Below are 18,328 nucleotides of genomic sequence, written 5' to 3' on the forward strand. Positions count from 1 at the left end.
GATGTTCAGCGCCGTTAAACCCGTCGTTTTCACCCTCGACATTCAAGGTTTTCCCCGTGACCTTCAGGTACTCGAATTCCGCGCCAGGGAAGCGCTGAATCAACCCTACGAAGTCAATCTCGAACTGGTCGGCGAACGCCACGACCTGGACATCAAGTCGCTTCATCATCGCTCGGCTTTTCTGCGCTTCGGAGCTGACGGTGCCGGCATCCACGGGCAAATCCATGCAATTGCCGAAGGTGATTCAGGCAAGCGCCTGACCCGCTACCAGATGACCCTGGTGCCGCACCTCAGCTATCTCTCCCATTGCCACAACCAGCGCATTTTTCAAAACCTCAGCGTGCCGCAAATCATTGCAAAGGTGCTGAAAGATCAAGGAATGCAGGCTGATACCTGGCGCTTCCAGCTGAATGCCGAGTACCGACCCCGGCTGTATTGCGTGCAGTACGAGACGGACCTGCATTTCCTGCAAAGGTTGTGCGAGGAAGAAGGTCTGCACTTTCATTTCGAGCACAGCGCCGAGGGGCATGTGCTGGTGTTCGGCGACGATCAAACCAGTTTTTCGAAACCAGAACGGTCAACCGCCTACAGGCAAGCCAGTGGCATGGTTGCGCAAGCGCCAGTGATCGACCAATTCAAGCTAAAACTGAATACCCGCCCGACCCATGTCAGCCGTCGCGATTACGATTTCGAAAAACCACGCGTGCAACTCGACAGCGAGACTAAAAAACCGCTGGTGCCGCACCTTGAGGACTACGCGTTCCCCGGGCAATTCATCCATCGTGAGCGCGGTAAACAGCTGACCAATCTGGCACTGGAGCGCCACCGCGCCGATTACCAGTTGGCCAATGGACGCAGTGACCAAAGCGCCCTGCGCAGCGGTCACTTTGTCGAGATGACCGAGCATCCATGCCCTGAGCGCAATGGCCTGTGGTTGTTGACGCAGGTCGAGCATGTCGGCTTGCAACCCCAAGTGCTGGAAGAGGCGATGACCGACACCCGCGCGCCGGACGGTTTCAGCCAGGGTTACCGTAATCACTTCGTCGCCACACCGTGGGACGTGATATTTCGGCCAGCGCTTGACCACCCCAAGCCCCGTATGTCCGGCAATCAGCACGCCGTCGTTACCGGCCCGCCCGGTGAAGAGATTTATTGCGATCAGTACGGTCGAGTGAAAGTCCAGCTGCTGTGGGACCGCGACGGCCAGCAAAACGAACAATCGAGCTGCTGGCTGCGAGTCGCCACAGGCTGGGCTCATGACCGTTACGGCAGCGTGCAGATCCCGCGCGTCGGAATGGAGGTGCAGGTAGGTTTTACCGACGGCGATCCGGACAAACCCTACGTCTTGTGCTGTCTGCCCAACGCCTCGACTCCGGTGCCACTGGATTTGCCCGCGGAACAGACCCGCAGCATTTTCCGCAGCCAGAGCAGTCCTGGCGGTGGTGGTTACAACGAGCTACGCATCGAGGACAGAAAAGGCGCCGAGGAAATTGCCCTGCGTGCCCAACGCGATTTCGTGCAGCACGTTCTGAACGATGAGCGCATTCAAGTCGACAACCAGCGCAACGTGGTGGTCGGTGGAACTACCAGCCACGACCTGCGTGGCGAGGAACGCCATTTAACCCACGGCACCCGCCTGACCGAACTCAAGCAGGACGACCACCTGCTGGTCCTGGGGGATCGGCATGTGCGCGTCGCGAATCAACGCCTCAGTGCGATGCAACAGCTTCACTTCAGTGCGGTGCAACAAGTCGTCATCAATGGCGGGACGCACCTCGCGATCATGGGTGGCGGTCAATGGCTGGTGTTGGGACCGGAGGGCATTTTCAGCAGCGTGCCGATTCTGGTGGGCGGCGCCCCACCCGTGAGCTTGCCAGCGGAGCCTCTGATGCCGGGCGCCTTGCCGTTGCTGAAAGTGACGTTTGATGCGGCCCAACAACGCCATGCATTGATTTCAACCCGTGCCTCGCGCTGCCTGATTTGCGAGGCCGCTCAAGCATGAACCTTTCGACCTCCTTGCCAAACGACCTGCCCTGGAGTGAGCAACAGGCTTTCCTGTTGCTGGACGGCGCAACCCTGAGCGATTTGCCGGAACGGTTGAAAAAACTCTGTCCCGGAGCAAGCACTGTTGCGCTGTATGACTGCGCGCCCTTCACTGCGCTGCGGGATATCTCGCCGATGCTGGTGGCGATCCAACAACCTGACGAACCGATTGTTCAGTTCTATCTGCAACAGGCGCATGAAGAGTGGGGCGTGCTGTTGTTCAGCACCGCACCTGCGCATGAGGTCGCCCAGCACTTGCGCAAACTGCTGACCGTTGAATTGCCTGAAGGTCTACCGGTGGTCCTGCGTCTGGCCGATGCCGCCGTGGCGCGAATCCTGTTCGGCAGCGGTGATCAGCGATTGTTTGGGCCTCTGTCCTGTGTGGTAACGGCCGATATCGTCGGCGCTAATTGGCATCGCCACCAACCCCGGTCGTCCGAGCGTCCTGACCTACCGACGCCCTATCGCCTGAGCCCTGAACAGAGTTCGGGGCTGGACCACGCTGACCGGCGCCGCGTACTGCTCGAACTCGACGCTCATCTGCTCAAACACTTCCCCGAACGCCATGGCAGCGAAACTGTGGCCGAACGCTGGCCAATGCTCGAGCAACTGGAGGCTGAGGCCAGCACGCTGGGTTTGAGCAGCCAGTCCGAATTGTTTTATTACGCCAACGTCATGGCCTCGCTGGATGGCTCATCGCTCGATCAGCACCCGCACATCAACCGATTGCTGCATACGCCGTCGCTGCAATCCCCCGGCGAGCGCGTCGCGCTGGCCGCTGACCTCGCCCACCAGTGGGCCAGCCAACGAGGCCACCCATGACTTCACCCGCCAACCTCGCCGCAGCCGCGGCCTCCAAATCCCCCATCGGCTCTCTGGGGGCTTGCCCGCTGCGGCAGCCCCACGTGCAATTGCTGCCCTTGCGTTACGGACTGGTGGAAAAGCCCCTCGACCCGAGTGCCGAACTGAAGCTGCCCTATGCCCTGACGGCCCGACCGCTGGGCATTCGCCTGCTGCGCGATGGCTGGCTGTACATCATCGACAGCGTCACCGGCCACCTGCATGAATATCAGGTACTCAACGGACTGGTCAGCGCCTTGCTGCACAAGGGCGCCAAGGTCGCCAGCGATCAGCGCACGCCCATCGAAGAACGTCCGGCGTTGGTTTTTTCCAGGCGCAGCACCCTGCACGTGACCTTCGCCGAAGTGCAGTGGACGGCGGCCAAATGCGCGCAAGTGCTCGACAACCGCGAGGAACGCAAACACTTCATGCAAGCCGTCGACCTTGGCCCGGTGCATTGCCAAACCGGCGGCGAGCACCTGCTGACGGTCGCGCAAACCAAGCAGTGGCTGGCGGAGGTTGCGACGGACGCGCCCACTCAAACGCAAACGGAGCAAAGTGCTGACGAACCGGACGCCGTTCTATTGCCTACGGTACAGGTCAGCGACGCCCCCGAGCACGAACGTGAACCCTACTTGTGGGAGCAGCCGCGGCGCTTTCGCGAGGCGCACATTGGCGAGTTTCTCGGGCGGGTGCGCCCGGCTTATCAGGACGACACGTTGTTCCTCGTGGTGCAGGACGACCTCGGCGTGCTGCGTGATCTGGCCGAGTATCAGGACACCGTAGTCGGCTGGGTCGACGACTGGAGCAATGCCGACCACAACGAACGCAATTACCTGCTGGCGTGTTACATCGAATCCTTGAGCCAGCTCAGCCCGGCGGATGTCGGCTACCTGGCCGACGCCAGCGATAAACCAGCAGACAAAGCCTTGTTCACCGATCTGGAACAATTACCCGAACCGGACCGTGAACGCACCCGTCAGGCCCTGCTCGATTACTTGAACAGGGGCGGCAAGGTCGAGCCTACGGGCGTACCGGTGCCACCGGAACTGGTGCCGTTGCGCGATCAAGCCGTAGACCATGCCCGCGAGATCAACAGGTTCGACAGCCTTACACCCGACTTCACGGCTGAAAGCCGCGCCATTGAAGACGCAGACCGGCGTTACTACACGCGCCAGCATTTCGAGGTCGCTCCTGGCGATTTCGTCGAACGTCACCTGCAGACCCTGATCAACCTCGGCCAGGCGCACAACCGACGTATCAAGGACGTGCTCGAAGGCCCGATTTTCAGTGGCAAACGCGGGGTCAACGATTTCATCGACCGGGAGGCCATGGACACGGAGCTGTTTCAGCACCGCGACGACCTCAGCCGCTGGAACCGCCTGCTTGAGCGCATCACCGCCGACCGCACGATGCTGGTGTGTGCCGGGCGTTATCACCTTTCAGCCTGGTACTACGACGCGCACGAGCCATCGCAACTGGGCCAGGCCTTCACTGCCGAATACGCCTGCCTCAAAGACATTTGCCGCAGCGACCACGCCAGCGAAAAAATGCTCGGTTATCTGGAAGAACACCCGGAGTTGAGCCGGCCACTGTTCTACACCTTGCCCCTGCGCCTGCAGCCAGAACGGGCCGCGCAATACAGCACGTTGTTCAACGCGGGCATGGGGATGTTCAACAACCTGCCGCACTGGCTGGGCGAGCTACAGAAAATTGAACAACCGCCCCTGCCGGCCCTCGACGATCTGCCCAAGCATACCCGCGTCGTTGCCGACGCGGCCCAGCACAACCTCAGCCCGGCGCTGAACCTGGGCCTGAGCCGGGCACTGGAAGGGTTTGACCTGTCGGCAGAGAAAATTCCCGACCTTGACGAACTGTTCCGGCGCCTGCCTAAAGCCTTGTCGCCACGAATACTCGATGCGGCAAAAACCACTGGCGTGACCTTTACTGTCGCCAGCCCGGCGGAACACGGCGCGCTGCAAACCGTGATTAAGGAAATGTTGAGGGAGCGCGATTACCTGAAAACCCTGACCCGTGAGCGCAACCAGATCACCCACAACAAAAACCGCCAAGGGCATAAAACGCCGAGGGCGGTTGAGTTGCAGGAAGAAATTGTGCGGGTGCGTGCACAGTTGACGCAGCTTGAAGGCCGGCTGGCGGGGGCGCTGAGCCCGATTGCCGAACTGCCGGATCAGTCGGTGCGGCTGCACGGCGCGACGCCGGCTCGGGCGGGAGTGACGGTGGTGTTTCCACCGGCCCAGCAGTTGGAGGTGCGGAGTTTGTTGAAGGATATTCGGTTGGGGGTTAGCTCGGTGCCGAATGGGAAATTGATTCGGAGCGAGGGGATGGGGTTGTTGGTGTTTATGGTGCAGGGGGTGAATTTGGTTTCGGTCATCAGGGAACTGACCAATCAATCCAGGAACAAGCGAATCTGGATGCCCGTTTTTAATGCAGTGTTGGCTACCGGGGCGGCGGGATTCACTGCGGCGCAAAGTCTCGCCGATACGGCGTTGAAGGCACGTAGCGCTGCACTCGTCGCGGGGCTTCAACACCATGCGTTGCTGAATGTACATGTGCAGATGGGCAAGATGCATGTCGGGTTGGGTGGCTTTACCTACGTTTTAGGTTTTGCATCTTCAATGGTCAGCCTCATCAACCACCACCAGAATTGGCAACAGGCGACGCGTAGTGGCAATACTGCTGCGCGGAATAGTGCAGCGCTCGCGACAGTGGGCGCAGCCGGCATGACGACCGTCAATGCCTATGGTTTGACTCACACCGGTCGTGCTGCGTTTAACGTGTTGGTCGCAAAAAACAGCGCAGCAAGAACCACCGCCTGGGCCGCTGCGGGCACACGCCTTTCCACGGTGTTCTTCCGCTTCAACCTCGCCGGCGCCCTGTTCACCGTGCTGGAACTGGGTGGCACCTGGCTGTACAACCGCTACAACATCAGCGCCCACGATAAATGGCTGAAAACCACACCGTGGAGCCTGGACACCGATCATCGCGGCGACCATACCCTGGATGAATATCAGCATTATTTGGGTTATTTGCTCAACGCTCCATATGCGCAACTAGGCCCGAATGAACATGACTCGTGGCTGAAAAACTTGCTGCTGAAAGCCAAACCCAGCGACATTCACTTGGTGCTGCCAAGGCTCAAGCTCAGTGATTTCCAGCCACCGTTGAGTGGACAACCGGCTCATCGTCTGGGGATCGGCGCCCACCGTCTTTCCGTTCCCCTCCACAGTCGTGGTGTACCGAGAGAACGCAAGGACGTCATTGGCGAGGAAATCGTGGCCAGCCTGCGCATCGTGCAAGCAGGACCCGACCGGCTGGTGCTGTGCCTGCAGTATCCCGTGGACCCAGACTCTGAATTTACCCCGGCGTCCGAAACGCTGGAACTGGCCGTCTGCGTACAAACCTTGAACGCCAAGGGGGTGTGGGAGTCGCGGACTGAGGTCATTTACCTCAACCCACGCGGTAAGGGGCATTTCCCTTCGTTGCCTCGTCAATCCGTTACCGAGCATCCACCATTGTTGCTGGTTGAAACCCATTTGCTGGAGCTGGCCGACCATGCCCACCAAGATTGATGTGCCTCTGCCTTCCCCGCACCTTGAGCAATCCCGAAAAGCCGGAGATGTTGAGCCGTTTCCCAGTGGGAGAATCACTTATCTCGCGCCGTTGCCATTGCCGACAGCGTTGCCACCGCACGGTCCGCATATCGGGGATCTGAATGAGGTGTACATGGACTTTGGCTTGGGTTCACCGCAGGTGTTTTCATGGCAGGTCGTATTAGGATTACCGTTCAGTGGTGCCCTCTTGATCGCATTTTTGATACCTCTATTTGTCGGCTTTATGTTCTTTGTGTTCGGGATGAGTTGGGACGATGTTTCTCATGCCATAGAAGGGGTTTTCAATGAGGCCTACGGAATAGCCCTGATAACCGGCTTCTCTACCTTGATCATCCTCCTCTGCACTTGGCTCCACTATCACAACAAGCGCGCCACCATCGTCCCCACTCGCTTCAACCGCCAACGCCGCGAAGTCTGCTTCATGCCCGAAGGCGCCACCGAACCGCTCTTCGTCCCCTGGGAATCCCTCTCCGCCTGGGTCATCGAAGCCCAAGGCGCGACCCAATACGGCATCCACCGCCAATACGGCATGGGCATCGGTTTCCAGCACGGCGAGACTCTGACCAGCGTCGAATTCCCCTGCTTCGGCCTGCCCATCGCCATCAGCCACTGGGAAGCCATCCGCGGTTACATGGAATACGAAATCCACGACCTCAAATCCATTCAGGACCCGCTAGACCTGCAAGGCCCCGACGATCCACCCCACGAAGGCCTGCACACCTTCCACAACGCTCGCGCACGCATGCATCAGCAAATCCGCGACGGCCAACGGGGTCGAGTATCTGGCTTCTTCTGGTACCTGTATCACGTCATGACCTTGTGGACGATTCCCAACCACCTGACCGAATGGGAAGTCCGCCGCCTTCAAAAAATGGCCCCGCAGGCCATGCCCGAAGTGATGCGCCAGTGGTCCGAGCCGTTGCCAAAGGAACAATGGGCGAAACCGAGTGAAGAACTGCTACGCCTGAGCGATCAGGTCCGCACTCTGCATAAACGCCAACCGCGACGCCCGATCACCGAGATCTTTGCGCAAGTGCAGCGTTTAACTCCGACCGACAAACGTCGCACATGAGTTGTGTATTCAATGCCCGCGCCCACCGCATTGCCATTCCTCTCCATAGCCGTGGCACGCTGCGAAAACGCAAGGACGTCATCAGCGAGGAAATCATGGCCAGCCTGCGCATCGTGCAAACAGGACCCGACCGTCTGGTGTTATGCCTGCAGTATCCCGTGGATCCTGATTCTGAATTTACCCCGGCCTCCGAAACACTGGAGCTGGCGGTCTGCTTACAGACCTTGAACGCCAAAGGGGTGTGGGAATCGCTGATAGACGTTATTCACCTCAACCCGCGCGGTAGGGACCATTTTCCTGCGTTGCCCCGTCAATCCGTTACCGAGCATCCACCATTGTTGCTGGTTGAAACCCATCTGCTGGAGCTGGCCGACCATGCCCACCAAGATTGATGTGCCTCTGCCTTCCCCGCACCTTGAGCAATCCCGAAAAGCCGGAGATGTTGAGCCGTTTCCCAGTGGGAGAATTACTTATCTCGCGCCGTTGCCATTGCCGACAGCGTTGCCACCGCATGCCCCTCATATCGGGGAACTAAATGACGCGTACATGGACTTCGGGCTGGGTTCACCTCAGGTGTTTTCATGGCAGCTCATATTAGGCTTACCATTCAGTGGCGCTTTCATGATCACGTTCCTAATCCCGCTAGGAATTGGCTGCATGGGCCTTATGTTCGGATATGACTTCGCATACACATGGGAATTTGTCCTTGATTTATTCTTCGCCATTTATGGATATGCCTTAGTTACCGGAATTTCCGCCTTAGCCATCCTCCTCTGCACTTGGCTCCACTATCACAACAAACGCGCCGAAATCATCCCAACCCGCTTCAACCGCCAACGCCGCGAAGTCTGCTTCATGCCCGAAGGCGCCACCGAACCGCTCTTCGTCCCCTGGGAATTCCTCTCCGCCTGGGTCATCGAAGCCCAAGGCGCGACCCAATACGGCATCCACCGCCAATACGGCATGGGCATCGGTTTCCAGCACGGCGAGACCCTGACCAGCGTCGAATTTCCCTGCTTCGGTCTTTCGCTGGCCATCAGCCACTGGGAAGCCATCCGCGGTTACATGGAATACGAAATCCACGACCTCAAATCCATTCAGGACCCGCTAGACCTGGAAGGCCCGAACGACCCACCCCACGAAGGCCTGCACACTTTCCACAACGCTCGCGCACGCATGCATCAGCAAATCCGCGACGGCCAACGGGGTCGAGTATCTGGCTTCTTCTGGTACCTGTATCACGTCATGACCCTGTGGACGATTCCCAACCACCTGACCGAATGGGAAATCCGCCGCCTTCAAAAAATGGCCCCGCAGGCCATGCCCGAAGTGATGCGCCAGTGGTCCGAGCCGTTGCCGAAGGAACAATGGGCGAAACCGAGTGAAGAACTGCTGCGCCTGAGCGATCAGGTCCGCGCCCTGCATAAACGCCAACCGCGACGCCCGATCACCGAGATTTTTGCCGAGGTGCAGCGCTTGAATTCGACCGAAAACACCGCGCATGAGCGCTGAAAATCAAGATGATATCTACCCCGTGACAGACTTGACGATTATTGCGCGCCGCGCCCTGGTTACCGACGCGCCCGCCCTCCCCGACATCGAACGTAGCGCTGCTCAATTGTTTCGCGGCGACCCTTCATTGGCCTGGCTGGCCGACAGCCCGGTGCCCGATGCCGAACACCATCAACAGGCAATAAAGACCGGACCGGTTTGGGTGGCGCAATCGGCCGAGGGTGCACTTGCAGGGTTTCTCAGCGCGGAGGAAGTCGACAACCAACTGCATATTCAGGAACTGTCCGTCAGCCAGCCCTTTCAGGGCCGGGGCATCGGGCGAAAGTTGCTGTTAGCCGCAGTTTCATACGCTCGCGGGCAAGAACTCGCCGGTCTGACTTTGACCACGTTTCGCGACTTGCCCTGGAATGAACTGTTTTATCGGCGCATGGGCTTCGCAACATTGAGCCCGGCTGAAACAGGACCGCGATTAACCCGGGTATTAAACGACGAAATCGCTCACGGATTACCCGGTGGACGCCGTTGCGCGATGCGCTTCAGCCTTGAACCGGGGCCTTCAAATCAACCCCCATCGCCTGGGCGAACGCCTTGACCAGCGGACTGCGCACGGTGTTGTGTCGCAGGATCAGATTGAACGGCGTGCTGATATGAATCAGGTCGGGGCGTACCGCGCGAAACTGCCCTTGGGCGACCATTGAAGCGGCGTAATGCTGCGGTAGAAAACCGACGAAGCGCCCGGTCTTGATCAGTAACGCCACGGCTTCCACCTGGGTGGCCCAGGCCGAAAAGCTGTCATACCGGGCAAAATTCAATTTGTCGCGGTGGATCGCGTAGCGGTGGTTGATGCACTCGTAATCCTTGAGCACCTCGCTGTTGATTTCTGTCTCCGGCACCGCGAACAACGGGTGACCCACCGCACAGTAAACCTCCGAGCGTTCTTCATACAACGCGTAATAATCGAACTCTTCACGTTTCTGATAAACAGGAACGATACCAGCCACTAACCGTCCCTCTACGACGCCTCTTTCCACTTCATCCAGCTGCGACGACTGAAGTTGAAACCTTACTTTCGGTGACGTTTCATTTATTCGTTTAAGCGCTGCAACTAACGGCGAATTAACATCGGAAATAGTATTGTCAATAACGCCCACACCAAGGTCACCAACAAGTTCGTTCTGCGCTGAACTAAGCCGATCACGAAAGTTGTCGACCGAGGCAAATAAATCAATCGACGCCTGATACACCAGACGACCTTCTTCGGTCAGATGAAAACCCTCGCGGCCTCGGGTACACAGGCGCATGCCGATGCGGATCTCGAGGTCGGATATCTGTTTGCTGATGGCGGCCAGCCCCACATTCAGCTCGTTCTGCGCCGCGCTGAAACCACCGGCCTCGACCACGGCCTTGAACACTTTGAGCAGTTTGAAATCCAGTCCGCTGAGGGCCAACGGTGCCCGCTGCACCGGTTTTGGCGCGGGGTTTCCGGAATTGGAAAGTGGGGTTTCCATAATGCTTATTTACCTCTGGCGCGCTATTCAACAACCTGTGCCCAACAACAAAAACATAGCTGGCCAATAATAATGAACACAGAAAACCAGGCTTGGCAACCGCTAATAATCTCCGTACTTCAGTGCCAACTCACTGATTTCGAACCATTAAAAGCTGACACTTCGATCAGCTCTCGCATTGACGCAACTGCGCTTTTCCCCTGCCGTTGAATATTGAACAGGCCTGACCACGCCCCATTGATTTGCGGCGGGTGTTTGCGGCCCGGCACACCGATTTCAGTTCGCTTTACCGACGAGGAAAACAACAATGTCTCAAACCACCGACCGTCTCTGGGGTGCTCGCTTCAAAAGCGGCCCATCCGAAGCCCTGGCGGCCCTGTCCCGTTGCCCCGAGCGCTATTTTCGTCTCACCCCGTACGACCTCGCCGGTTCCAAGGCCCATGCCCGTGAACTGCAACGCGCCGGGCTGTTGAGCGAGCAGGAAACCCTGACCATGCTCGCCGCGCTGGAAGGTATCGGTGCTGACTTCAACGCCGGCAGCATCGCGCCCACCCTCGACGACGAAGACGTCCACACCTTTATCGAACGCTTGCTGACCGAGCGCCTCGGCGCCTTGGGTGGCAAACTGCGCGCTGGCCGCTCGCGCAACGACCAGACCGCCAATGACCTGCGTCTGTTCCTGCGTGACCACGTGCGCACCCTCGCCGTTGAAGTATTGGCTCTGCAACAGGCGCTGGTGGATCAGGCCGAGCAACACATCGAAAGCATCTGCCCGGGCTTCACCCACTTGCAGCAAGCGCAGCCGATCGTCTTCGCTCACCACCTGCTGGCTCACGCGCAATCGATGCTGCGTGACGTACAACGCCTGGTGGACTGGGACGTTCGCACCTCGCTGTCGCCGCTGGGTGCCGCCGCCATGGCAGGTTCCGCCATCGCACGTCTGCCGCAACAATCGGCCAAGGAAATGGGCTACAGCGGCGTTTGCGAAAACTCCATCGATGCCGTGGCCAGCCGCGATCACGTCGCCGAGTTCCTGTTTATCGCCAGCATGCTGGGCATCAATATTTCCCGCCTCGCAGAAGAATTCTGCCTGTGGTCGTCGCGGCAATTTCGCTGGGTCGCCCTGGATGATGCCTACGCCACCGGCAGCTCGATCATGCCGCAGAAGAAAAACCCGGACATTGCCGAACTGGCCCGGGGCAAGGCTGGCCGCCTGATCGGCAACCTCACCGGCCTGCTCTCGACGTTGAAATCCCTGCCGCTGTCGTACAACCGCGACTTGAGCGAAGACAAGAACGGCGTGCTCGACAGCGTCGATACCTTGCTGTTGGTGCTGCCGGCGATGGCCGGAATGGTCGCGACCATGAAGGTCAACGTCGAAGAATTGCGGCGTCAGGCACCGCTCGGTTTCACCCTGGCCACCGAAGTGGCCGACTGGCTGGCGATGCGCGGCGTGCCGTTCAAGGAGGCCCATGAAATCACCGGCGCGCTGGTTCAGGCCTGTGAGAAGCACGACATCGAATTGTGGGAAGCGTCCCCTGCGCTGCTGGCCGAGATCGATCCGCGACTCACCCCGGAAGTGCGCGACAGCCTGACCCTCGAAGCCGCCATCGCCGCTCGCAGTGGCTGGGGCGGTACCGCACCGCAGCAGGTGCGCGAGCAGATCGGTCGGTTGAAGACCGCCCTCGCGGCGCAGCAGCAATGGACCGAGAACTATCAGGGCTTCCGTCTCTAACGGCCGCCACGCATAACCCTGTGGGAGCTAGCCTGCTAGCGATTTGGCTCTGTCTGACAAGCATTCGCTGATTGACACACCGCAATCGCCAGCAGGCTCGCTCCCACAAGGATCTGTGTTGGATTTGAAAGAACAGTACGGAGAAACAACATGAGCCAGACTCAGGCAGAACGACTCAAGGCGGAGCGCAAACTGGCGGAAAACCAGTTCGATATCACCCAGTACGATCACGTGCCACGGCGTTATTACGGGCGGATCTTTTTCGCCACCGTGATCGTCATCGCGATCTTCGGCCTGGTGCGGGCCTTTGCCGAAGGCAAGATCGAATGGTCGTATATCGGCCAGTTCCTCACCTCCCAGGCCATCATGTGGGGCTTGCTCAATACCATCGTCATGGCGGTGCTGGCGATGGGGCTGGGCATTGTGTTCGGGGTGATCACGGCGATCATGCGCATGTCGGCCAACCCGATCCTGCGCTACGTGGCGGTGACCTACACTTGGCTGTTCCGCGGCACGCCGCTGATCCTGCAACTGCTGTTGTGGTTCAACCTGGCGCTGATTTTCCCCACCATCGGCATCCCCGGCCTGTTCGAAATGGACACCGTGAGCCTGATGACGCCCTTCGTGGCCGCCCTCCTCGGTTTGAGCATCAACCAGGGCGCCTACACAGCGGAAGTGGTACGCGCCGGCCTGCTGTCGGTGGACACCGGACAGTACGAGGCCGCCAAGTCGATCGGCATGCCGCGCCTGCAGGCGCTGCGCCGGATCATCCTGCCCCAGGCCATGCGGGTGATCATCCCGCCGGTCGGCAACGAATTCATCGGCATGGTGAAAATGACCTCCCTGGCGAGCGTCATCCAGTACTCGGAATTGCTCTACAACGCCCAGAACATTTACTACGCCAACGCCCGGGTCATGGAGCTGCTGATCGTCGCCGGTATCTGGTACCTGGCCACCGTCACTGTCCTGTCCTTCGGTCAAAGCCGTCTGGAGCGTCGTTTCGCTCGCGGCGCCGGCAAGCGTTCTTGAGGAGCCCCACATGAGAAGCATCGTCAAGGCTGTGAGCCTGAACAAGTATTACGACCAGTTCCACGCGCTCAAGGACGTCAACATCGAAGTCGAGCAAGGCGAAGTGCTGTGCATCATCGGCCCGTCCGGCTCCGGTAAAAGCACCTTGCTGCGTTGCATCAATCAGCTGGAGAAAATCGACAAGGGCGGCCTGTGGGTCGACGGCGAACTGGTGGGTTACCGCATCGCCGGCAACAAACTGCACGAACTCAACGAAGCGCAGATCGCCCGTCAACGCCTGTCCACCGGCATGGTGTTCCAGCGTTTCAACCTGTTCCCGCACATGACTGTGCTGCAAAACATCATCGAAGGGCCGTGCCAGGTGCTCAAGCGTTCGCCCAAAGAGGCGCACGAAGAAGCCGTGGAACTGCTCGCCCGCGTCGGCCTGGCCGACAAGCGCAACAGCTACCCGATCGAGCTTTCGGGTGGTCAGCAACAGCGCGTCGCCATTGCCCGTGCATTGGCCATGCGACCCAAGCTGATGCTGTTCGATGAACCCACTTCGGCACTCGACCCGGAGCTGGTCGGTGAGGTGCTGTCGGTGATGCGCGATCTGGCGCAAACCGGCATGACCATGATCGTCGTCACCCATGAACTGGGCTTCGCCCGTGAGGTTTCCAACCGCATGGTGTTCATGGACGGCGGGCAGATCGTGGAGGCTGGAAGCCCCGAAGAAATACTAATAAGTCCGCAAAACCCACGCACCCAAAGCTTCATTTCTGCCGTTCGAACCTAAGTGCCCTTTGGCGCTCACAACACTCATAAGAGAACGACCATGAAGAACTTCGTTATCCCAGCAGTACTCGCAAGCCTGATGGCATCCAGCGTCAGCTTCGCCGCCGAATTGCCGGCCAGCATCAAGGAAAAAGGCGAGATCGTCGTCGCGATCATGCCGAACTACCCGCCGATGGATTTCAAGGACCCGGCCACCAACACCCTCACCGGCCTCGACTATGACCTGGGCAACGCCCTGGCCGAGCGTCTGGGCGTGAAGATCAAATGGCAGGAAACCGGTTTCGAGCAAATGATCAACGCGCTCACCACCGACCGCGTCGATATGGTGCTGTCAGGCATGACCGACACCGTCGAGCGTCAGGCCAGCGTGACATTCGTTGACTACTTCACCAGCGGTCCACAGTTCTACACGTTGCAGAAAAACAAAGACTTCAACGAAATCACCGACCTGTGCGGCAAGAAAGTCGGCACCAGCCGCCGTACCACGTTCCCGGCGGAAATTGCTGAATACAGCAAGGCCCACTGCGAAGCCGCCGGCAAACCGGCCATCGTGGTGGTCGGTACCGAAGGTTCGGCGGATGCCCGCGCGCAACTGCGTCAGAGCCGTATCGATGCGGCGATGCAAGGCAGCGAAACCTTGTCGTACCTGAAAACTCAAGAAAAGGACATGTACAAAACCGTCGGCCAGCCGATTTCCGTGCAGTTCTCCGGCATGGGCCTGAGCAAGAAAAAGCCTGAGCTGAGCGAAGCGGTGAAAGTCGCGTTGCAGAGCATGATCGATGACGGCAGCTACGCCACCATCCTGAAAAAATGGGACCTGGAATTGGGCGCGATCAAGACGGCGACCATCAACGCGGGCAAGTAATGCGTGCTCCCACAGAGGTCTCGGTCGATCGCAATGTTGTGACCAACCCATAAACCTGTGGGAGCGAGCTTGCTCGCGAAGGGGCCCTGTCAGCCGGCATTTAAGTTGAATGACACACCACTTTCGCGGGCAATCTCGCGCCCACTTGCGCCGGTGTTAACTGATAAAAGTTGGAGCGCTACTGATGTCCTCCTCACCCCAACCCACCTGGCCCGGCCAGCACACAGCTTGCCTCGCCCTGGCCTTCGACCTCGATGGCCCCACCGGCGATGCGATGCTCAACGGCACGATCTGGCACAAGCCCGAGTACTTCGGTTTCGGTGGTTACGGCCCTTACCGCGCACTACCGCGGATTCTCGATCTGCTCGATGAGTTCCGGATTCCGACCACCTTCTTCGTTCCGGCCTGGGTCGTGGAGAACTGGCCGAAACAGTGCCAGGCCATCGTCGAGCGCGGGCATGAGGTGGCGTACCACGGCTACAAACACGAATCCTTTTACGCCCTGACGCTGGAACAGCAAAAGGACGTGATGAACAAATCCCGCGAGGTGTTCTGGAAATACCTGAACATTCGCGCTGAAGGCTTCCGCACACCGTCCGGCGACTGGCGGGCCGAGACGCCGGCGATGCTGGTGGAAGCAGGCGTGGCCTATTCCAGCAGCATGCGCGGCGATGACCGGCCCTATCTGGTCAACGTCCCGGGCTTCGAAACGCCGCTGGTGGAAATCCCCGGCCGCTGGGAAATGGACGACTACGCCTCCCTCGCCTACACCCGCGCGCCGGACTTCCCCAGCGGGTTGGACCGCACCGCCAGTTATGAGCTGACCCTGGACAACTGGTGCCGAGAATACGACGGTGCCATGAATGAAGGGTTGTGCCTGACCACCCTGTTCCACCCCAAGATCACCGGCAAACCAGGACGCATCCTGTTGCTGGAAAAACTCTTCGAACACATGCGCCAGCGCGACGACGTGTGGTTTGCCACCTGCCGCGATGTCGCCCAGTGGTGGCTGAAGGAGCATCACTATGGCTGATTCCATTCTCTGGCCCAAAGGCTACCGCTGCGCCGTGGTGCTGACCGTCGATTACAACGACATCCACGGCATTCTCACCCAGGCGCCCGAAGTCGCCGGGCGCGACAAAACGCTGTCAGTCTGGCGTTACGGCACACAACGGGGCGTCGACCGCTTGCTGGGTCTGTTCGAAGAACTGGGTGTTTGCAGCAGCTGGTTTGTCCCCGGCATCGTTGCCGAGGAGAACCCGGAACACATCCGGGCGATTCAGGCGGGTGGGCATGAGGTTGCCTGCGCCGGGTATCGTCACCAGAACTACGACACCCTCGATCTGAAGCAGCAGACCGCCGAGATTGCCCGCGGCTGCGAAGCGTTGCAAGCGCTGACCGGTCAACGCCCGACCGGGTTTCGCGTTCCGGCCGGCAACGGTGCGCCGGGGTTCATCGAGGCATTACGGGATCAAGGCATTCGCTGGTCTTCCTCGTGGCGTGGCGATGATTTGCCGTTCGCTCACCCCACGGCGCCCGGCGTGATCGAGCTGCCATTGCATTACGAACTGGAAGACGAACCCTACTTCGCCTTCAACCTGAGCCCGGCGGTGCCACCGGCGCAATCGCGGATCGCTTCCTACAGCCACACCCTGGGCAACCTGCAAATGGACTTCGCCGGGTTTCACCGCTTCGGGCTCTGTTATGTGCTGCGCCTGCACCCCGAAATCATTGCCACGCCGGGACGGATTGGCGTGTTGCGCGAACTGCTGCAGGGCATTCAGCAACACGACGACGTTTGGATCGCCAGCGGTGCCGAAGTCGCTCAATGGTGGGCCGAATCCGCGCCGCCCGTGGCCGAGGATCACCCGGCGTCGGTGTACGAGCGACATTATCGGGATTACCTGCTATGACCGAACGCTTGCAAAGACTGGCGCAGTTTTGTGTCGACACACGATTTGAAGACTTGCCGCCGGCACTGGTAGCGCAAGCCACGCGGCATATCCTCGACACCTTTGGCGCGACGCTGGCCGGGGCTGGCAGCGATGTGGCAAAGCAGGCACGGCAGGTGTTCGAGGGTGAAAGCGGCACCGCGCGGGTCTGGGGCACGGATGTGCGGGTCGGCGCCGCGCAGGCCGCCATGCTCAACGGCGTCGCCGCCCATGCACTGGAACTGGACGACACTGGTGGCTGCGATCATTCCGGCGCGGTGGTGTTGCCGGCGGTGATGGCTGCGGTGTCGATGTCCGCTCGACCTGTCAGCGGTCGCGAGTTGATCACCGCCGTGGTCATCGGCTACGACGTCGGCCGCCGCGTGCTCGAAGCCTGCGGCGGTTACTCGGCGCACAACGGCGCCGGCTGGCACTCCACGGCGACCTGTGGCGTCTTCGGCGCGGCAGCCGCGAGTGGGCTCATTCTGGGGTTGAACGCCGGACAAATGGTGGCGGCACTCGGCATCGCCGGCAGTTTCAGTGGCGGATTGTGGGCCTTCATCCACGACGGCTCGCAAAGCAAAAAACTGCACAGCGGCCGAGCCGCCGAGGGTGGACTGCTCGCGGCGCGGTTTGCTCTGCAAGGCATCACGGGGCCGACGAAGTTATTCGATGACGTCTGGGGCGGGTTTCTAAAGACCCTGGCCACCGGGACGGCTCAACCTGAAGCGCTGGATGCGGATCTCGGGACTGTGTGGAAACTCGCCCGCTGTTCAATCAAGCCATATGCCTCATGCCGAGGGACACACTCGGCCATCGACGCCTTGGGACTGCTGCTGGAACAACTGCAGGTCACCGTCGATCAGGTCGAGGACATACAGGTCTCGCTGTGCGGTTTCCTGCAGGACATGTGCGGCGGTCAGGACGTGAGCACGCTGGCGGCCGCGCAGATGAGCCTGCCGTATGCCCTCGCCGCCCGGCTGGTGCATGGCCATTGTCGACTGGAAGCCTATGACGATGAACAGCGAGGCGATCCGCGGATTGCCCAGTGGATGTCGCGTATTCGCCTTGAAGTGGACCTGCGACTGTCAGAGGATGGCGAGCCCGTTGTGAGCGTGCAGACCGTGGACGGTCGGCAGGCCCGCCTTTGTGTCGATCCACCGTTGGGTGCGCCGGGTAATCCGTTGAGTGACGAGGCGCTGGAGCAGAAGTTTTTCAGTCTGGCCGGACGGGTGATGCCAAGGTCGCAGGCTGAAGAATTGGCTGAGCCGTTGTGGCGGTTGGAAGAACTCGAATCGGTTCGGTCGCTGGATCGGTGGTTGACTTGAATCCTGCCTTGCCCGCGATGGCCGCAACTCGGTCTCACGCCGAACACTACAGAATC

15 protein-coding genes are annotated in these 18,328 nt (G+C 59.8%); 14 read left to right on the forward strand and 1 reads right to left on the reverse strand.

Annotation, left to right across the window (positions count from 1 at the left end; all coding sequences use genetic code 11):
* Position 1: 1 nt before the first annotated feature.
* The 7 genes from ACM6I5_RS12275 (at position 2) to ACM6I5_RS12305 (ending at position 9,694) form a co-directional block, all read left to right on the forward strand.
* Positions 2 to 2,002 carry a type VI secretion system tip protein VgrG gene (locus tag ACM6I5_RS12275; protein ID WP_414883920.1) on the forward strand — a complete coding sequence of 667 codons (2,001 nt, stop codon included), beginning with the start codon at positions 2 to 4 and terminating at the stop codon, positions 2,000 to 2,002.
* Positions 1,999 to 2,865, forward strand: a complete 867-nt coding sequence (locus tag ACM6I5_RS12280; protein WP_414883921.1) for a DUF4123 domain-containing protein — start codon at positions 1,999 to 2,001, stop codon at positions 2,863 to 2,865. The genes ACM6I5_RS12275 and ACM6I5_RS12280 overlap by 4 nt, the downstream gene beginning before the upstream one ends.
* Entirely contained in the window at positions 2,862 to 6,476 is a 3,615-nt protein-coding gene (locus tag ACM6I5_RS12285) for a toxin VasX (protein ID WP_414883922.1), read from the forward strand. The genes ACM6I5_RS12280 and ACM6I5_RS12285 overlap by 4 nt, the downstream gene beginning before the upstream one ends.
* A 283-nt stretch (positions 6,477 to 6,759) precedes the next feature.
* Complete coding sequence (locus ACM6I5_RS12290) at positions 6,760 to 7,590, forward strand: hypothetical protein (RefSeq protein ID WP_414883923.1); 831 nt, start codon at positions 6,760 to 6,762, stop codon at positions 7,588 to 7,590.
* Positions 7,587 to 7,982 (forward strand): hypothetical protein, encoded by a 396-nt coding sequence (locus ACM6I5_RS12295; RefSeq protein ID WP_414883924.1) that lies wholly within the window; start codon positions 7,587 to 7,589, stop codon positions 7,980 to 7,982. The genes ACM6I5_RS12290 and ACM6I5_RS12295 overlap by 4 nt, the downstream gene beginning before the upstream one ends.
* Positions 7,966 to 9,102: a hypothetical protein gene (locus ACM6I5_RS12300; protein ID WP_414883925.1), complete on the forward strand. Its 1,137-nt coding sequence runs from the start codon at positions 7,966 to 7,968 to the stop codon at positions 9,100 to 9,102. Before ACM6I5_RS12295 ends, ACM6I5_RS12300 begins: the two co-directional genes overlap by 17 nt.
* The gene (locus tag ACM6I5_RS12305) at positions 9,092 to 9,694 is read left to right on the forward strand and encodes a GNAT family N-acetyltransferase (protein ID WP_414883926.1); all 603 of its coding nucleotides are present in this window, start codon (positions 9,092 to 9,094) and stop codon (positions 9,692 to 9,694) included. Before ACM6I5_RS12300 ends, ACM6I5_RS12305 begins: the two co-directional genes overlap by 11 nt.
* Here ACM6I5_RS12305 and ACM6I5_RS12310 read toward each other — a convergent pair.
* Positions 9,639 to 10,610: a LysR family transcriptional regulator gene (locus tag ACM6I5_RS12310; protein WP_414883927.1), complete on the reverse strand. Its 972-nt coding sequence runs from the start codon at positions 10,608 to 10,610 to the stop codon at positions 9,639 to 9,641. The two genes, ACM6I5_RS12305 and ACM6I5_RS12310, sit on opposite strands and share 56 nt — an antisense overlap.
* A 307-nt stretch (positions 10,611 to 10,917) precedes the next feature.
* On the opposite strand from ACM6I5_RS12310, the gene argH reads away from it, so the two are divergent.
* The 7 genes from argH (at position 10,918) to ACM6I5_RS12345 (ending at position 18,272) form a co-directional block, all read left to right on the forward strand.
* Positions 10,918 to 12,345 carry an argininosuccinate lyase gene (gene argH / locus ACM6I5_RS12315; RefSeq protein ID WP_017339040.1) on the forward strand — a complete coding sequence of 476 codons (1,428 nt, stop codon included), beginning with the start codon at positions 10,918 to 10,920 and terminating at the stop codon, positions 12,343 to 12,345.
* A 150-nt stretch (positions 12,346 to 12,495) separates the two neighbouring features.
* On the forward strand, positions 12,496 to 13,374 hold the full coding sequence (locus tag ACM6I5_RS12320) for an amino acid ABC transporter permease (protein ID WP_017339041.1): 879 nt from the start codon (positions 12,496 to 12,498) through the stop codon (positions 13,372 to 13,374).
* 10 nt (positions 13,375 to 13,384) lie between these two features.
* Positions 13,385 to 14,149, forward strand: a complete 765-nt coding sequence (locus ACM6I5_RS12325) for an amino acid ABC transporter ATP-binding protein (RefSeq protein ID WP_017339042.1) — start codon at positions 13,385 to 13,387, stop codon at positions 14,147 to 14,149.
* Positions 14,150 to 14,188: 39 nt separating this feature from the next.
* Positions 14,189 to 15,013, forward strand: a complete 825-nt coding sequence (locus ACM6I5_RS12330) for an ABC transporter substrate-binding protein (protein WP_414883928.1) — start codon at positions 14,189 to 14,191, stop codon at positions 15,011 to 15,013.
* A 184-nt stretch (positions 15,014 to 15,197) separates the two neighbouring features.
* Entirely contained in the window at positions 15,198 to 16,046 is an 849-nt protein-coding gene (locus ACM6I5_RS12335; RefSeq protein ID WP_414883930.1) for a polysaccharide deacetylase family protein, read from the forward strand.
* A complete protein-coding gene (locus ACM6I5_RS12340) occupies positions 16,039 to 16,926 on the forward strand; it encodes a polysaccharide deacetylase family protein (RefSeq protein WP_414883931.1) in 888 nt (295 codons plus the stop codon). The genes ACM6I5_RS12335 and ACM6I5_RS12340 overlap by 8 nt, the downstream gene beginning before the upstream one ends.
* Positions 16,923 to 18,272 carry an MmgE/PrpD family protein gene (locus tag ACM6I5_RS12345; protein ID WP_414883932.1) on the forward strand — a complete coding sequence of 450 codons (1,350 nt, stop codon included), beginning with the start codon at positions 16,923 to 16,925 and terminating at the stop codon, positions 18,270 to 18,272. The genes ACM6I5_RS12340 and ACM6I5_RS12345 overlap by 4 nt, the downstream gene beginning before the upstream one ends.
* Positions 18,273 to 18,328: the final 56 nt, after the last annotated feature.

It is taken from the genome of Pseudomonas sp. IT-P171 (assembly GCF_949767765.1).
Taxonomy (GTDB): domain Bacteria; phylum Pseudomonadota; class Gammaproteobacteria; order Pseudomonadales; family Pseudomonadaceae; genus Aquipseudomonas; species Aquipseudomonas fluorescens_B.

What these genes read in the sequence shown, in the direction of transcription:
- ACM6I5_RS12310 (WP_414883927.1), bottom strand. Translation starts at nt 10,610, where the DNA reads ATGGAAACCCCACTTTCCAATTCCGGAAACCCCGCGCCAAAACCGGTG.
- argH (WP_017339040.1), top strand. Translation starts at nt 10,918, where the DNA reads ATGTCTCAAACCACCGACCGTCTCTGGGGTGCTCGCTTCAAAAGCGGC.
- ACM6I5_RS12290 (WP_414883923.1), top strand. Translation starts at nt 6,760, where the DNA reads ATGAGTTGGGACGATGTTTCTCATGCCATAGAAGGGGTTTTCAATGAG.
- ACM6I5_RS12340 (WP_414883931.1), top strand. Translation starts at nt 16,039, where the DNA reads ATGGCTGATTCCATTCTCTGGCCCAAAGGCTACCGCTGCGCCGTGGTG.
- ACM6I5_RS12285 (WP_414883922.1), top strand. Translation starts at nt 2,862, where the DNA reads ATGACTTCACCCGCCAACCTCGCCGCAGCCGCGGCCTCCAAATCCCCC.
- ACM6I5_RS12275 (WP_414883920.1), top strand. Translation starts at nt 2, where the DNA reads ATGTTCAGCGCCGTTAAACCCGTCGTTTTCACCCTCGACATTCAAGGT.
- ACM6I5_RS12320 (WP_017339041.1), top strand. Translation starts at nt 12,496, where the DNA reads ATGAGCCAGACTCAGGCAGAACGACTCAAGGCGGAGCGCAAACTGGCG.
- ACM6I5_RS12335 (WP_414883930.1), top strand. Translation starts at nt 15,198, where the DNA reads ATGTCCTCCTCACCCCAACCCACCTGGCCCGGCCAGCACACAGCTTGC.
- ACM6I5_RS12325 (WP_017339042.1), top strand. Translation starts at nt 13,385, where the DNA reads ATGAGAAGCATCGTCAAGGCTGTGAGCCTGAACAAGTATTACGACCAG.
- ACM6I5_RS12345 (WP_414883932.1), top strand. Translation starts at nt 16,923, where the DNA reads ATGACCGAACGCTTGCAAAGACTGGCGCAGTTTTGTGTCGACACACGA.
- ACM6I5_RS12330 (WP_414883928.1), top strand. Translation starts at nt 14,189, where the DNA reads ATGAAGAACTTCGTTATCCCAGCAGTACTCGCAAGCCTGATGGCATCC.
- ACM6I5_RS12305 (WP_414883926.1), top strand. Translation starts at nt 9,092, where the DNA reads ATGAGCGCTGAAAATCAAGATGATATCTACCCCGTGACAGACTTGACG.
- ACM6I5_RS12280 (WP_414883921.1), top strand. Translation starts at nt 1,999, where the DNA reads ATGAACCTTTCGACCTCCTTGCCAAACGACCTGCCCTGGAGTGAGCAA.
- ACM6I5_RS12295 (WP_414883924.1), top strand. Translation starts at nt 7,587, where the DNA reads ATGAGTTGTGTATTCAATGCCCGCGCCCACCGCATTGCCATTCCTCTC.
- ACM6I5_RS12300 (WP_414883925.1), top strand. Translation starts at nt 7,966, where the DNA reads ATGCCCACCAAGATTGATGTGCCTCTGCCTTCCCCGCACCTTGAGCAA.